This window comes from Pseudomonas sp. 05N434 (assembly GCF_056396965.1).
Genome location: NZ_JBFTMK010000030.1, coordinates 23,845 through 38,288, shown reverse-complemented (window position 1 = coordinate 38,288; position 14,444 = coordinate 23,845). Strand labels below are relative to the sequence as shown.

Here is a 14,444-nt window from a genome sequence, read left to right as displayed (position 1 = left end):
AGCCGATACTCCGGCAACACGCGCACTAACGTGCCGGCCCTGAGGCCATTGACCGCAGAAGCAATCGGCTGAATACCGATGCCCATCCCGTTTGTTATCGCGACAGTCATTCCATCAGCCGTATTGATATGAAAAGGAGACAATGGGACGTTGATTGACTCCACGCCTTCAGGCCCCTCAAATGCCCAGTGTTCAACCGGCATTACCGTATTAACAATCCTCAAACAATCATGTGTACCAAGAGAACCCGGAGAGTCCGGGATTCCGCGTTTCTTCAGATAAGCAGGCGAAGCGCAGAGAATGCTGTAAGTGATGCCAAGCCGCTGAGCGACAAACCCTGAATCGGGCAGATCCCGCGCTAAAACAATCGACATGTCATACCCTTCCTCAAGCAAGTCAGGTAGCCGATTGGTCAGCGTCAAATCAAACATGACCGAGGGATGAGTCTCTCTGTATTTGGCAATGGTATCGATCACATAGTGATTACCGATGGCTGACATGGCATGAATTTTCAGCCTGCCCACGGGCCGGGTGTGAGCGCTCCCGGCTTCCTCATCGGCTTCACGTACCTCGTCAAGAATCCTCTCGCATCGTTGCAAATAGCGCGCACCGGCTTCGGTCAGCGCCAGGCGTCGGGTGGTGCGGTTAATCAGACGGGTTTGAAGCCTGGTCTCGAGGCTGGAAACGGCTTTGGAGACGTTGGTTGTCGTGGTGTCCAATAGCTCGGCTGCCGCGGTAAAACTGCCGCTCTGGGCAACAGCCATGAAAAACCGCATGGTTTGGAAAACGTCCATCGTTTTCACCTCAAGGCCGTGGATAACAGGGGCGGCCTTACAGCAGGCCGCCCTCCTCGTCACGTGTCACTTTTTCCGTGGAATAAATCCAGGCACACCGGTTTCCACGACCGAGTTGAATCGTACCCTGGTCGTAATATCTTCCTTGATCTCAAGCATCGCCCTATGCGGCAGGGTGGAAATATCCAGGTTTTCCTTGATATGACTTGGTGTAGCGGACGTGGTCAAAAAAGCAACGCCCCGTTGTACAGACCAGGCCAATGCCACTTGAGCCGGAGTCTTCTGCAAGCGCTTGGCGATCCCTGTAATCACCGAATCTTCCAACACTTTCGGCTCCATGCCATGGCCCAGTGGCGCGAACGCCAGGAGGACGATTCCATGCTGTTTGCAGAACTCAAGCAGTTCCCATTCCGGCAGATAAGGGTGGGATTCAACCTGCACCACGGCAGGTTTGATCCGGGCCACTGCCACAATCTCTTTTAACGCTTCCAACGTGATATCAGACAAGCCGATGGACTTGCAGCGGCCTTCATCCACCAGGCGTTCGAGTGCTCTCCAGGTCTCGATCAGTGTCACGCCGGAGTCGTAGATGACGCGACCCTGTTCGTCTCTCGGGTCCTGATTCTCACCGGGTTGAAAGGCAAACGGCGTATGGATCAGGTAGCAGTCGATAGAGTCCACTTGGAGGCGGCGGCAGCTGGCCTCGAAGGCAGGTTTGACTCGCTCGGGACGATGGTTGGTGTTCCACAGTTTAGTGGTAATGAACACGTCCTCCCGGCGGATCTTGCCCGCCTCCAGCATCTCTTTTATCGCAGCGCCGACACTCTCCTCATTGCGATAGCGCTCTGCACAATCGAAATGGCGAAAGCCCGCTTCCAAGGCGTCCTTGACCGCTTGTGTGGTGACGCTGAGATCACTGAACAGCGTGCCAAACCCAACGGCCGGCATTTCACCTGAGCCGTGGTTCAGCGCAAACCGGGTATCGCGAAGTGCATCGTGAAAAGCTTCGTAAGACATCTCTTGACTCCAATGTTCGGGGCCGTAGCCGTTATTGATACGAAGGGTTATGTGCTTCGCGACTGGCAATCCGTTGCTCAAACGCGCCGACGGAATTACCGCCGAGGGCTACATACAGCTGCACCGTGTCGAGATACTGCGCGGTCTTCACCCGGATTTTCCCCAGCAACGCTTGCTCGTAGGCTCGTYCCGCTTCCAGTACCKGGAGAATGCTGTTCTCGCCTTGCGCATAGGCTTGCTGGTTCAACCGAAAACTGGTTTCTGCAGCGCGTAACGCGTCTTCCTGCGCCAGGTTTTGCTCGGCGTCATGGTTGATCGCCTGCAACGAGTCCGCGACCTGACCGAACGACTGAATGACCGTCTGCTGATAACCGGCGAGCGTCGCCTTGTAACCGTCGACGGCAGCCTGACGTTCAGCCTTGAGCGTTCCGCCGTCAAAGATCGGCCCCGCCAACCCTGCAGCCAAACCCCAGAGCGCGGCACCACCATTGCCGGAAGCGGCCTGTACCAGCGAGGCGGACAGCGTTACATGGGGATAGAGGTTCGCAGTCGCGACACCGACTGCCGCGCTGGCCATGTGCAGTTCCGCCTCTACTTGCAGGACGTCCGGTCGGCCGTGGGCCATTTCCGAGGGCACACTCACTGGCACGTTGGCCGGCAATACGAACTCGGCAAAATCGAAGTCCGGCGCGATCCAGTCGCCAGGGCCTTTGCCGGTGAGAATCGACAGCGCATGGCGCGCGGCATCACGCTGCTGGGCGAGGGGCGGCAACAGTGTGCGGTCCTGGGCGAGCCGGGTCTCGGCCAGCGAAACGTCGATCTGCGTGGTGACGCCGCTGGCGTGTGCCCTGCGCACCAGGTCGAGGTTCTTGGCGTCATTGGCGAGCAGCTTTTCAACGGCTGCCATCTGCGCATTGGCAGACGCCACCAACAATGCCTGGCTGGCGACATTCCCCGTCAGGGTCAGGTACGCCGCTTCGTATCGATGCTTCTGAAGATCGGCAAACGCTTGCTGCTGCTCGACCCGCCGCTTGTTACCGCCGAACGCATCAAGGTCGAAACCGACCCGCGGCCCGATCGCGTAGAAATTGGAGATCGAAGGTTCYTTCGCGTTGTGTACCCGCTGACGACCCGCCTGGGCGCCAAAGTCGACCTGCGGATAAAGCGCACCCTCCGCCGCCGCGACGGACGACGCCGCTTGCCGGATCGTTGCATCCGCCGCCACGAGCTCAAGATTGCCCTCGATGGCGCGACGCACAACCTGGTCGAGCTTCTGCGAATGGAAGGCCGTCCACCAGTCACCGCTGACCTTTTGGCCAAGGTTGATGTGTTGCCCGCCAGGCTGGTTGCCGCCCTGGCCGAGACGCTGCTCGGCCTGTCGGTCGTAGTGCTGCGACAGGCTCGGCGGCTGCATTTGATAGTCGGGGCCGACGGTGCAAGCCGTCAGGAACGCAAGAACCGACACCGCACCGAACGTGGTTTTTAACGTCTGTCTGTTGATGAAGCGCGCATTGGATTTCATTGGGCAAACTCCACGAAAACTAGTTGGTCGGAACGGGCTTGCGAAGAAAGACAACCAGTGGACTGACCACCAGCATCGCCACCATCAACAGCTTGAATTGGTCGATCACCGCGATAAAAGCCGCCTGGCCGGTGATCATTTCGTTGAGCCCCGCCAGTGCTTGCAGGGACATCCCCGCGGTATGCGCAGCGGCGCGATAAGGCGTCAGATGGCTGACCAGTGCCAGGTGCATCGCTTGCGTATTGTTGAAGAAAAAAATCTGCACGATCGCAACGCCGAGGGTGCTCCCGTAAACACGCGACAGATTGAAAAAGCCGGTGCCTTCCGGGCGTAACTTGGGATCGAGCGTGCTGAACGCGATCTTGGTGAGCGACGGCATCAAGATGCCGATGCCAATCCCCTGGATTGCCCCGGCGATCGCCACCGGAGACCAGTCCATCAAAGGCGAATAACCGAGCATCAGCCAGTTGGCGTAAATCACCACGGCCACRCCAATCGCCACGAACCACCGACGGTCGAAACGCTCGGGAACACGACCCATCAGCAGGAACGCCCCTACCAGCCCCACACCGCGCGGTATCGTCAGCGAACCTGTCGTATCAGGCGGATAGCCGAGGATCTCGTCCAGCATCGGCGACGTCAGTGCCATGGTCGACAACAGCACGAAACCCACGGCGAAAAAGATAATCGTCGACAGTACGAAGTTGCGGTCCTTGAACAGACGCTTGTTGAGGAAATGCACCTTCTTGCTCAACAGATGCACGGCGAACAGGTACAGCCCCAACGCGCAGCCCACCGCTTCCAGCCAGATTTCGGTCGAGGCAAACCAGTCCAGGCGTTCGCCGCGGTCGAGCAACATTTGCAGGCTGATCAACGCCAGCGTGAAGCTGCCGAAGCCGAAGAAATCGAACGACGGACGTTGCTCGGCCTTCTTCTCGGCAAGCAAAAGCGCCATCACCAGGAAGATGAATGCCGACAACGGAAGGCTGATGTAGAAGATCGGCCGCCAGCCGAAATGCTCGCTGACCCAACCACCGATGCTCGGGCCGCTGACGATGCCCAAGAGCACGATTGCCGTCCATGTCGCGCCAAATTTCGCACGCTTCTCCAGTGGCAACGTCTCCATTGAAATCGCCATCGACAGCGGCGCCAGCACGCCACTCGCCAGGCCTTGGATAATTCGCGCACCGACGAACTCCAGCGGAGTCGTCGCAACTGTGGCGAGCAGCAAGCCAAGAACGAAGAAGGCCAGCGCGGCCTGATAAACCCGCTTCAAGCCATAACGCCCGGCCAGCCACTGCGCAACCGGCATGGTGATGGCGCTCGCCGCGAGGTATGAGGTGAATACCCAGCCTGCCTGGTCGTCAGTCATCGACAGGCCGCCTTGGATAAACCTGAGTACTGCATTGGGCAACGGCAGGTTCGCCGACTGCATATAGGTCGCGAGCAGCGCGGCGAACCTCAATGTTCCCGCACCTTGAGGCCCGATAGAATTGGCGTTCATCAGAAGTTACCTGCGGTTAACAGCGCCTTGAGCGGATGCCACCATGGCGTGTGATACCCGGTATCGACCTTGACCGTGGCGCTGGTGCCCGAAAAAAGCGGAAACGCAGGGTCGGCCTCGTCGAGTTCAAGGCGCACCGGTACCCGCTGGACAACCTTGACCCAGTTGCCGGTGGCATTTTCAGGCGGCAGCAAGGCGAAGTCCGATCCGGCACCGGGGCTCATGCTGGTCACGTGGGCTTTGAAAACGTGATCGGGATAGGTATCGATGCTGATGGTTGCTTCCTGGCCTGGACGCATGTGGGTCACCTGCGTCTCGCGGAAGTTGGCCTCGACCCAAATCTGCCGATCGGACAGCAGCGCAAAGGCCGGCGCACCGTTGCTGACGTAGTTGCCAACCTGCAGATCGTCGACCTTGGCCACGATGCCATCGTCCGGCGCATATACCGTCGTGTACGAGAGGTAGAGTTGCGCCTCGTCCAGCTGCGCCCTCGCTTCACGAACCGTCGGGTGGTTATCGGCTTCGATGTCTGGATTACCGTTCAACGCGACAACCGTGCTGGCGATCTGTTGTTCGATCGACGCGATGCGTTGCCGGGCAACTTTGAGGTCGGTGTCGGCGCGCTCGTAAATCGCCCGCGAGACGAACTCGGTAGCGACCAGCGCTTTCTTGCGGGCAAACTCGCGCTGATCGAAATCGGCCGACTCTTTGGCCGATTGCAGTTCAGCCTGCTGCTGGCGGTAACCGGCCTTGAGCCCATCGATGCGCAGCCGCGCCACGCTCAGCTGTGCTTGCGCACGGTCAACCGCGATCTGGAACGGTTTCGGGTCGATCCGAAACAGCATCTGGCCTTTGTGAACCGGTTGGTTGTCCTCGACGGCGATTTCGACGACTTGTCCGGAAATACGCGCGTTGATCGACGCCTTCGCCACTCGAGCGTAGGCGTTATCGGTCGAAATGAACGCCTCGCCTGCTTGATAGCGGGCATAGCCCAGCGCTGCGAAGAGCACCGGCAAACCGACAATCAACAAGGGCCGAAATTTCTGCTTGAACGGTTTTTTGATGGGCGCGTCAGGCCTTGCGTGCTCGAAGGTCTGCGTAGCCGGGATGTCGAACTGTTTAGTCATGATCGAATACACCTTTAACCGGGAAATCGGGCCAGCACCTGCGAGAATCGCCTGCGGCCCTGATGGCAAAAATTGCTGTGAGAAAGCAAACCCGTGCACGGTCAGGGAGGATCGCTCCACCGCACCGGTTTCGTCGCCGCAACACCCAGTTCGAGCTCAGCTACAACAAACCTGACGTTCAGGAACTTCTGGTTCCTTAATTTTGTGCGATGGTGTAAGAATATAGAGCAGTCCATCCCCACACAAGGATTTTGTACGACATGGCACAAAAAAAGATTACAGAGGGCAAAGGCCGAGGCCGCCCCCGCGCATATGACCCGCAGACAGCGCTGCAACAGGCACTTGGGGTTTTCTGGAGCACTGGATATTCCGGCGCTTCCCTGGACAGCATCGCCACCGCCGCCGGCATGAATCGCCCAAGCCTCTATGCGGCATTCGGTGACAAGCACGCGCTCTACATCAAGGCGCTTGAGCAGTATTGGGAGTCTGCCTCCGCTGCCATGCAGGAGGCGCTTATGGACAAAGACCTGACTTTGGAGCAGGCGCTAATGGGCTTCTATGAGGGACAGTTGTCGATCTACTTCTCGGGCGAGGGGCAACCGCGTGGCTGCTTTGCGATCGGCACGGCGACGACCGAAGCCGTCGAGGATTCTGCAATACGAGAGGTTCTTGCGGACCGGCTCAGCCGGCTCGATGCCGATCTCGAAACACGTCTGCGCGCGGCAGTCAGCGCCGGTGAGTTGAAAGACGATGTCGACCCAGCCGCCCTCGCCGTACTCGCCTCATCCCTGTTGCATAGCATTTCGATACGGGCGCGGGCGGGCAAATCCCGCGCGGAATTGACGGAGCTTGCCCGCAATGCGGTCAACGTGATTTGCGGTGTGTGAGGTGTAGGGTGAGTGAAGGACTCGAAGACATTCTCACCGAACGGCTTGCGGTGATTTTTTGTGGCATTAATCCGGGCGTGACTGCCGCCGCCCTGAGCCATCATTTTGCGGGTCGAGGCAATCGCTTCTGGCGCACACTCCATCTCGCCGGTTTTACGCCTACAGAGGTGCCCCCGGAAAACGACCGGACGATTTTGCAGTATCAATGTGGATTAACCGCAGTGGTTGAACGGCCTACGGCGCGAGCGGATCAGCTGTCCGTGAATGAATTCACCGCTGCCGCTGCGGATTTTGAACAAAAGATCGCACACTATGCGCCACGCTTTGTGGCGTTTCTCGGCAAAGCTGCGTACAGCGCGTTGTCCGGTCAACGGGACATCGCGTGGGGGCTTCAGTCAAAAACTTTTGGTGATGCCTCGGTCTGGGTCCTGCCCAATCCCAGCGGGCGAAATCGCGCGTTCACGCAAGATCAATTGGTGGATGCGTATCGCCAACTCCATTTAGCGGCCCAGCAACCGGGCCAGGTCGCACAAAACACTGTTCGATAACCGTCGCCCCCCACTGCTGGCCCTCTTGCTCCTGTTCCAACTTGAAGCCAAAGTCTTCATACAGTTTACGAGCCACATCCAGGCCTTTGAACGTCCACAACCGCGTCGCGCAAAAGCCCTGTTCGTCACAGAATTTCATGGCTTCAGCCAACAAGCGTTTGCCTGCGCCTTTGCCTCGCGCCGAGTCATCCAGAATGAAACAGCGCAGAATCGCTTCGCCGCCCTCGCCTTCACCGTCTATGGCGATGGAACCGACAATTCGCTGGCCATCCAACGCCACCCAAACTTCGTTGCGTGGATTGTGCAAACGCCCCATCAACTCCGCCATGTCCGATGCAACCAGGCTTTCGAACGGCTGGCCGAAATTCGAATGCCGTGCGTAGTAGTCGGCATGCATTTGCACCATGCGGCCGATGATTCCGGGCCGGTAGCCCCGAGCGATCTCCAGCTGCGCGGGTGGCTGCGGCGCTGTACCGAGTCGATGAGCTTGCAGTGCGCCGGCATAGTTGGCGATGCCCTCACTCACCGCTTGTTGTTGCTCATTCGTCAGATAAACCAAGGCAGCGTCCACCTGTTGCCTGGCGAACGAATCAATGGCTCGCAGGGTTTTCTTGCCCTGTGCCGTGAGTCGCAGTTTCTTGGAGCGCGCATCCTCCTCGTGTGGAATTTCTTCGATCTCGCCGGCCTCAATGAGCTTGCGCACCATCCGGCTCACAGTGGATTTTTCCAGGCCGAGCAGCTCCACAAGTTCCCCTGCTGTCAGCGCCCCCCGATCTCCAATCTCCACGATCGTGTGAACAAACGAAGGCGAATAGTCCGTCGCCGCCAGCGTGGTTTGCATGAACCCCAATTCGCGCACCATGAGGCGCGATGCTGAACGGACTTGGTTGATCAGGTCTGACTGGGTACGGGTCACGGCAAGCACCTCGAACAGAATGTGCATTTAGTTGTATAGCACAACCAAATACCCGTCAAATCAAGGGTGCTCCGTCAAGGCAAGAAACCAGGCAACTGCCCTACCCGTTCGGCCAGATACTGCATCAATAAACGCGTGCGCAGCGGGCGGTAGCGGCGTTCGGGATAGATCAGAAAAGCGTCGTTCGGTGGGCCGCTCCAGTCGGGCAGCACCCGGACCAACTGCCCGTTTTCAAGCAGGTCGCTGACCAGCCAGGCCGGCGTGATACACAGCCCCGCACCCTGCAGAAGACCGTCGCGAATGGCCAATGAGCTGTTGGTTCGATAGCGCCCCTGAGTCGTGACACTGATTTGCTCACCATGGGGGCCGTTGAGCTCCAGACGGTCGCCCGCGGTCAACCACGCAAAACGCAGGAAGTTGTGCTCGCTCAAGTCCGCCGGGCTGTTCAATGGGGAATGGTTGCGCAGGTATTCCGGTGCGGCCACCAGATAGCGCGGTGAAGTCGCTATGCGTCGGGCAACGGCGTTCGGCGGCAGGCTGCCCCCCAGGCGCAGGGCCAGGTCGACGTTTTCCTCAGTGAGATCGACGAAACGATCATTGAGGATCAGCTCCACTTCAATAGCCGGGTACTGCTCCATGAACGACAACAGCAACACATTCAACCGCAACACACCGAGGCTGACCGGAGCGTTGACGCGCAGAAAACCTTCGGGGCGTTCGGTCAGACCACGCACATCCGCAACGGCCTCGCCGTACTCTTCCAGCACGCCTTTGGCACGCTCGTAGAAACGCTTTCCCTGTTCGGTAGGCGTCAACCCGGTGGTGCCACGAATCAACAAACGGGCTCCCAATTGCTTTTCCAGGGCCGCGACCAGTTTGCTGACGGTGGGCTGAGTGCTGCCTAACTCACGCGCGGCAGATGACAGGCTTCCGAGCTCAATGGCGCGGACAAAACAATGCATCGCTCTAAGACTGTCCATGGGCATTCGATTCTGGAATGGGCTGTATGCAGTTTCCCCTTCTACCACACGCATTTTGAATAGACCAATCTGGCCTTCTTGATCCATTCCCCCCCCCAAGGAGATACCTGGATGAAAGCCTTTCACTCGAGAATAACGTTGCCTCTCGCCTTGACCGTCCTGCTTGCCGCAAGCCCTGTCATGGCGGCGGAAAACTGGGTCACCACCTGGATGGCCAGCCCTCAACCCACCTGGGGCAACGAACTGCCACTGCCCACGCGAATTCCGGAAGCGCTGACCGATAGCACCCTTCACCAGAGGGTGCGCATCAGCAGCGGCGGAAGCCGGGTACGGGTGGTGGTTTCCAACGAATATGGCAAGCGACCGCTGGTCATCGGTGCCGCGCGTATCGCCTTCGCTGAGGGCGTCGATCAGATTCGCGCAGGCTCCGGGCACACGCTGAAGTTCAGTGATCAGGAACAGGTCACCCTCGCCGCGGGTGAAACGCGGATCAGTGATCCGATAGAACTGGCAGTGCCGGCGCTCAGTGAGCTGGCGATCTCTCTTTATCTGCCGCAGCACACGCCGTTGACGACCTTCCACTGGGATGGCAAACAAACCGCATTTATCACCCCTGGCAAACATGTCGACGCTCAGCGACTGGAAGGCAGCGAGCAGGTGGAGGCGCGGCTGTTTCTCAGCGACATCCTGGTGGATGCACCGCTCGACACCCGTGCCCTTGTGGTGCTCGGCGACTCGATTACCGATGGCAATGGCTCGACCCTGGACAGCAATCGACGCTGGCCGGACTTCCTCGCTCAACGCTTGGCCGCGCAGAGGCTCGCGGTGCTCAACGCTGGGATATCCGGGGCTCGCCTGCTCGAAGATGGCATGGGTGTCAGTGCACTGGCGCGTTTCAAGCGCGATGTGCTGGGCAAGCCCGGAGTAAAAACGGTGATTGTGATGCTCGGCATCAATGACATCAGTTGGCCGGGCTCCTCCTTCGCTCCGAACGAACGCCTGCCAGCCAAGGAACAGTTGATTGCGGGCTATCGGCAACTGATCGATCAAGCGCGCCTGAGCAACATTCGCATCATTGGAACAACCCTGATGCCGGTCGAAGGCGCCCTGGATGGAACGATCGTGAAGAACTATCACAGCGCCGAGAAAGAACAACTGCGCCAGGCAGTTAATGACTGGATACGTACTAGTCACGCATTCGATGCCGTGATCGACTTCGATCTAATGACCCGCGACCCTGAACACCCAAGTCGCTTACTGCCGACTATCGACTCCGGCGACCACTTGCATCCCGGCGATACCGGCAACAAGGCGATGGCCGAGAATATCGACCTGAAAACGCTGATCTAGTCGTTTGAAACAAAACGCGAAAAACCATATGGATCTTGAATTGCCCAAGTTCGAGAATGACATGAACTGTTGGCACCGATGGAGATCAGCAGATAATGTAGTCGAAATTCATCCTAGGGGGTTTTGTGGAAAACCGCTCCGAAGACAATACCCGCCACTCCCCTTTGCAGCCGAGAAGACTGCCGGCAACAGCGATCTCCGTCGTGTTCATGGCTTTAGTCACCCTCTCGATACTGAGTATTTACTGGCTTCAAGCCGCCCAAAGTAAAGCCTATGAACTCTCACAAGCAAAACTGGTATCAGGCAATTTGACGTGGTCGATGGCCCAACAAGCGACTGACACGTTTGATGAAGCCAACCTGATCCTGGATGAACTGATCGACAGAATAAAAGACAACCCAAGTGCCCAACAGCTCGATAAAACGCAAAAACTGCTTAAGCGCAGAGTCTTTACCACCGAACAGTTGCACGGCCTTTTTTACTATGATGAAAACGGCAACTGGATCCTGACTTCGTTCGATTCGAAACCTGAAGCGCCCAACAATGCCGATCGTGATTACTTCATCTTTCACAAAAACAACGTAACCTTGTCGCCTCGCATCGGCCGGGCCATCCGCAGCCGCACGACCGGCGAATGGATTATTCCTCTTTCCCGACGAATCAACGATAGCGAGGGCCATTTTAAGGGTGTCGTGCTGGCCACGATCAAAATGGCCTACTTTGACAAGTTCTTCTCAACGTTCTCCATTGACCGCAAAGGCGCCATTTTCCTGGCCCTTCCCGACGGAACGATAATCGCCAGGCGGCCATTTGCTGAAGAGTTCATCGGTGCGTCGCTAGCCAAAGGGGAAATATTTTCCATCTATTTACCCAAGTCTCCGGCTGATACCGTCATGATCAAATCGATTATCGACGGCGTTGATCGACTCTTCGGCTACAGGTTGCTTCAAAAATATCCGCTGGTCGTCGCTGCCGCCAATTCACGGGAAGCCATTTTTGCCGAGTGGAAAACCGGAACAATCAAGATGGCATTGATGATTGGCGCAGTGCTGCTGGTCAACCTTCTTGTCGGCCTCTTGCTCATCAAGAAAATACGTTACGGCGTCTCGGTAGAGAATCATTTGAAGCAGACCCGGGCAGCCCTGGAAAAACTGGTATTGCAAGATGCCCTCACCGGACTTGCAAACCGACGCCACCTCGAAAACAGCTTGCAGCAGGAATGGCTTCGCGCGGTAAGACATCACTCTCCGATCAGTTTGATAATGCTCGACATTGATTATTTCAAAAGCTTCAACGATCAATACGGGCACATTGCCGGCGACCATTGCATCGCTTCCGTAGCGCAGGCAATCGCACAATGCATTCACAGGCCATCGGATTTAGCCGCGCGGTACGGTGGCGAAGAGTTTGCGGTATTACTACCCGATACAGATGCCGAAGGTGCCTACTCCATTGCCGAAGACATCAGGCTCGCGGTGCTGAACCTTGCTATTGCACACGATGGCAACCCGGCCAAGAGTGTGACCGTCAGTTTAGGGGTTTATACCTGCGTGCCGGAGGCTGCCGAATATAAGCACCTGCTGACACAGGCGGACTCGGCACTGTACCGGGCGAAACGCTCAGGCCGGAATCAGACTGCCTGCTTGTCTTTGATCGAGGCCGGATAAGGCTGTAGGAGCGAGCACCGCTCGCTCCAGGGTTTTCGTCGCTCAGCAAGACCGTTCCCGACACTCATCCCAGACCTCACGCATCAATTCCTTAAGCATCAACGCCTCGGCCCAGCGGTCGGTGATGTCGCGTCCGTCGGCCCCGGTGATGGCATAGGGTGGCGGGCCGAGTTCACAGGTGAAGGACRGGCTGCTGGGCGTGTCCGGTCGGGCCAGCCAGTTCTCGATCCCATAGCGCCACCAGCCCAGGAAACGCTCCAGCCAAGGTCGATGCTGGGCGAAACTCAAAGGCACCTGGACCTGTTCGCTGTTGGCGACACGGCCGTGAAACCCCCAACTATTGCGCAGAATGGTCTGGATCTGTTCGTCGTCTTCGGCCGCGGCCGGCTCCGGCAGTTCGCGGCCCACGACATAGTGGGACAAGTCGGCCAACAGTTTGAGATCGGGCATTTGCGCGAGAATGTCGAGGGTGAACAACAGGTCACTGGTGAGGCGATAACGGTGGGTTTCCAGCAGGATCGGAAAGTCCACCTGCTCGGCCAGTCGCTGCCACCCCTCGATCAACTGGATGGCTTGCGCCAGCGTGCGTGGCCGGACGTCGGCTTGCAGCGTGAGATGGTGGCAGCCGTAGCGGGACGCGACGTCGATCGCTGCCGCCAGATCATCCACGGTGCGGGGGAACACCTGACCTTCGATTTGCAGGCCCTGCGCCTTGGCGGCGGCATGCAAGCGTGCGGCATGGTTCGCCACCCAGAAATGGTCAGTGATTCCGTCGAAACCGGCGGCAGCGATTTTCTCCAGTTGCGCTTCCAACGCAAGTTCGCATTGGCCATGGTGATCTTGCATGGCCCAAAGGGACTGGAAGACCAGGAATTCACGCATGTCAGTTCCTCAGCAGTTGTTTGAGCGATACTTCGGCGTCGGCCAGAGCCTCTACCGAGAGGGGGTTATGCGAAGCGATCAGTCGTTCGCACAACTTGATGTCCTTGGCGACGCTATTGCCCCGGCCCCAGCCGCAAGCACCTTGCAAACGCTGCTCAGCATCGAGGTAGAACAGCAGGAAACCGCCGCCCGGGGTTGTCCGGCTCGCCGTGGGTTCTGTGTTTGCGATCTCACCCACGGTCTGCAATCCCCAGTCGTACTGGTCGGACCAGAAACCGGGAATGACCTCGTAAGGAAACTCGCCGCCCAACAGATTCCGGGCGGCATGGCGGCCCTGGGTTTCGGCGTTGCGCCAGGTTTCCTGACGCTGGAAACCGCCTTGCGGGTGCAGCCGAAATTCACAGACATCCCCCGCCGCAAAGATGTCCGGCGCGCTGGTGCGCAATTGGGCATCGACGCGAATGCCTTGGCCGACCTCAAGCCCGGCAGCCATGGCCAACTCGGTGTTGGGTTGCATGCCGATGCCTACCACCACCAGATCACAGGGCAGCAGTTGGCCGTCGACCAGTTGCACGGATTCAACATGAGTAGTGCCCTGCACTGCTTCAATGGCCACGTTCAGTCGGACATCCACGCCCTGGCTGCGATGCAATTCCAACAGAACGCTGGACAACCGTCCCGGCAACACCCGTCCCGCCAGGCGCGGCCCGGCTTCGAGCAAGGTCACCGCGCAACCCAAGGCTCGGGCGGTGGCTGCGACTTCGAGGCCGATGAAGCCACCGCCGATGATCACCAGTCGGGTGTCGGGCCGCAACGAAGCGCGCAGTGCCAGTGCCTCGTCATGGCTACGCAGATAAAGCACATTGCGCAGATGCTCGGGCACACAGGCAAGCTTGCGCGAGCCCCCTCCCGTCGCCAGCAACAGCCGGGCGTAATGCAGCCAGCTGCCGTCGGCCAATTGCAGACGATGCCGTTGCGGGTCCAGGCCTTTTACCGGGTTACCGGCCAGGTGTTCGATGCCCAGTTCAGCGAGCCGAGCGCTATTGCACAGGCTGTAGCCCGCCAGATCGACCGTGCCCTGCAGCAACCCTTTGGACAGCGGCGGACGTTCATAAGGCGGGTGAAACTCGTCGCCTATCAGGATCAAGCGACCGCTATAACCTTCGTCGCGCAGGGTCAGGGCCGCGCGGCCACCGGCATGCCCGGCGCCAACAATGACCAGTGGAGCATTGGCAGGACTCATGGCACAG

The 14,444-nt window shown here is 58.5% G+C and carries 13 protein-coding genes; 4 read left to right on the top strand and 9 right to left on the bottom strand.

From position 1 onward, the window contains the following. From AC1DLB_RS03785 to AC1DLB_RS03765, 5 genes are all read right to left on the bottom strand, one after another. A partial coding sequence (locus AC1DLB_RS03785) for a LysR family transcriptional regulator (RefSeq protein WP_477784619.1) occupies positions 1-794 on the bottom strand: 794 nt, incomplete at its 3' end. A gap of 66 nt (positions 795-860) precedes the next feature. Next, the gene (locus AC1DLB_RS03780; RefSeq protein ID WP_138867833.1) at positions 861-1,811 is read right to left on the bottom strand and encodes an aldo/keto reductase; all 951 of its coding nucleotides are present in this window, start codon (positions 1,809-1,811) and stop codon (positions 861-863) included. A 31-nt stretch (positions 1,812-1,842) separates the two neighbouring features. Then, entirely contained in the window at positions 1,843-3,333 is a 1,491-nt protein-coding gene (locus tag AC1DLB_RS03775; RefSeq protein WP_477784618.1) for an efflux transporter outer membrane subunit, read from the bottom strand. A gap of 19 nt (positions 3,334-3,352) precedes the next feature. Further along, positions 3,353-4,837 (bottom strand): DHA2 family efflux MFS transporter permease subunit, encoded by a 1,485-nt coding sequence (locus AC1DLB_RS03770; protein WP_477744468.1) that lies wholly within the window; start codon positions 4,835-4,837, stop codon positions 3,353-3,355. Continuing rightward, positions 4,837-5,964 carry an HlyD family secretion protein gene (locus AC1DLB_RS03765; RefSeq protein ID WP_018930073.1) on the bottom strand — a complete coding sequence of 376 codons (1,128 nt, stop codon included), beginning with the start codon at positions 5,962-5,964 and terminating at the stop codon, positions 4,837-4,839. Before AC1DLB_RS03765 ends, AC1DLB_RS03770 begins: the two co-directional genes overlap by 1 nt. A gap of 260 nt (positions 5,965-6,224) precedes the next feature. Here AC1DLB_RS03765 and AC1DLB_RS03760 point away from each other — a divergent pair, with 260 nt between their 5' ends. Further along, positions 6,225-6,851 carry a TetR/AcrR family transcriptional regulator gene (locus AC1DLB_RS03760; protein ID WP_018930072.1) on the top strand — a complete coding sequence of 209 codons (627 nt, stop codon included), beginning with the start codon at positions 6,225-6,227 and terminating at the stop codon, positions 6,849-6,851. 8 nt (positions 6,852-6,859) lie between these two features. Then, entirely contained in the window at positions 6,860-7,399 is a 540-nt protein-coding gene (mug, locus tag AC1DLB_RS03755) for a G/U mismatch-specific DNA glycosylase (protein ID WP_477744469.1), read from the top strand. Here mug and AC1DLB_RS03750 read toward each other — a convergent pair. After that, positions 7,311-8,342, bottom strand: coding sequence for a bifunctional helix-turn-helix transcriptional regulator/GNAT family N-acetyltransferase (locus tag AC1DLB_RS03750; protein ID WP_086944893.1), 1,032 nt, complete (start codon positions 8,340-8,342; stop codon positions 7,311-7,313). The two genes, mug and AC1DLB_RS03750, sit on opposite strands and share 89 nt — an antisense overlap. Positions 8,343-8,389: 47 nt before the next feature. After that, entirely contained in the window at positions 8,390-9,295 is a 906-nt protein-coding gene (locus AC1DLB_RS03745; RefSeq protein WP_064618530.1) for a LysR family transcriptional regulator, read from the bottom strand. Positions 9,296-9,406: 111 nt separating this feature from the next. Here AC1DLB_RS03745 and AC1DLB_RS03740 point away from each other — a divergent pair, with 111 nt between their 5' ends. Together AC1DLB_RS03740 and AC1DLB_RS03735 are read left to right on the top strand one after the other, a co-directional pair. Then, positions 9,407-10,645 (top strand): SGNH/GDSL hydrolase family protein, encoded by a 1,239-nt coding sequence (locus AC1DLB_RS03740; RefSeq protein WP_477744470.1) that lies wholly within the window; start codon positions 9,407-9,409, stop codon positions 10,643-10,645. A 125-nt stretch (positions 10,646-10,770) separates the two neighbouring features. Then, positions 10,771-12,312 (top strand): sensor domain-containing diguanylate cyclase, encoded by a 1,542-nt coding sequence (locus tag AC1DLB_RS03735; RefSeq protein WP_032834283.1) that lies wholly within the window; start codon positions 10,771-10,773, stop codon positions 12,310-12,312. 42 nt (positions 12,313-12,354) lie between these two features. On the opposite strand, the gene AC1DLB_RS03730 is transcribed toward AC1DLB_RS03735, so the two are convergent. Both AC1DLB_RS03730 and AC1DLB_RS03725 read right to left on the bottom strand, forming a co-directional pair. Then, positions 12,355-13,194: a sugar phosphate isomerase/epimerase family protein gene (locus AC1DLB_RS03730; protein ID WP_477784617.1), complete on the bottom strand. Its 840-nt coding sequence runs from the start codon at positions 13,192-13,194 to the stop codon at positions 12,355-12,357. Position 13,195: 1 nt separating this feature from the next. After that, complete coding sequence (locus AC1DLB_RS03725) at positions 13,196-14,437, bottom strand: NAD(P)/FAD-dependent oxidoreductase (RefSeq protein WP_477744471.1); 1,242 nt, start codon at positions 14,435-14,437, stop codon at positions 13,196-13,198. Between the last annotated feature and the right edge of the window lie 7 nt (positions 14,438-14,444).

Coding starts and splice junctions, on each gene's coding strand:
- AC1DLB_RS03780 (WP_138867833.1), bottom strand. CDS start 1,811: ATGTCTTACGAAGCTTTTCACGATGCACTTCGCGATACCCGGTTTGCG.
- AC1DLB_RS03750 (WP_086944893.1), bottom strand. CDS start 8,342: ATGCACATTCTGTTCGAGGTGCTTGCCGTGACCCGTACCCAGTCAGAC.
- AC1DLB_RS03745 (WP_064618530.1), bottom strand. CDS start 9,295: ATGGACAGTCTTAGAGCGATGCATTGTTTTGTCCGCGCCATTGAGCTC.
- AC1DLB_RS03765 (WP_018930073.1), bottom strand. CDS start 5,964: ATGACTAAACAGTTCGACATCCCGGCTACGCAGACCTTCGAGCACGCA.
- AC1DLB_RS03760 (WP_018930072.1), top strand. CDS start 6,225: ATGGCACAAAAAAAGATTACAGAGGGCAAAGGCCGAGGCCGCCCCCGC.
- AC1DLB_RS03740 (WP_477744470.1), top strand. CDS start 9,407: ATGAAAGCCTTTCACTCGAGAATAACGTTGCCTCTCGCCTTGACCGTC.
- AC1DLB_RS03725 (WP_477744471.1), bottom strand. CDS start 14,437: ATGAGTCCTGCCAATGCTCCACTGGTCATTGTTGGCGCCGGGCATGCC.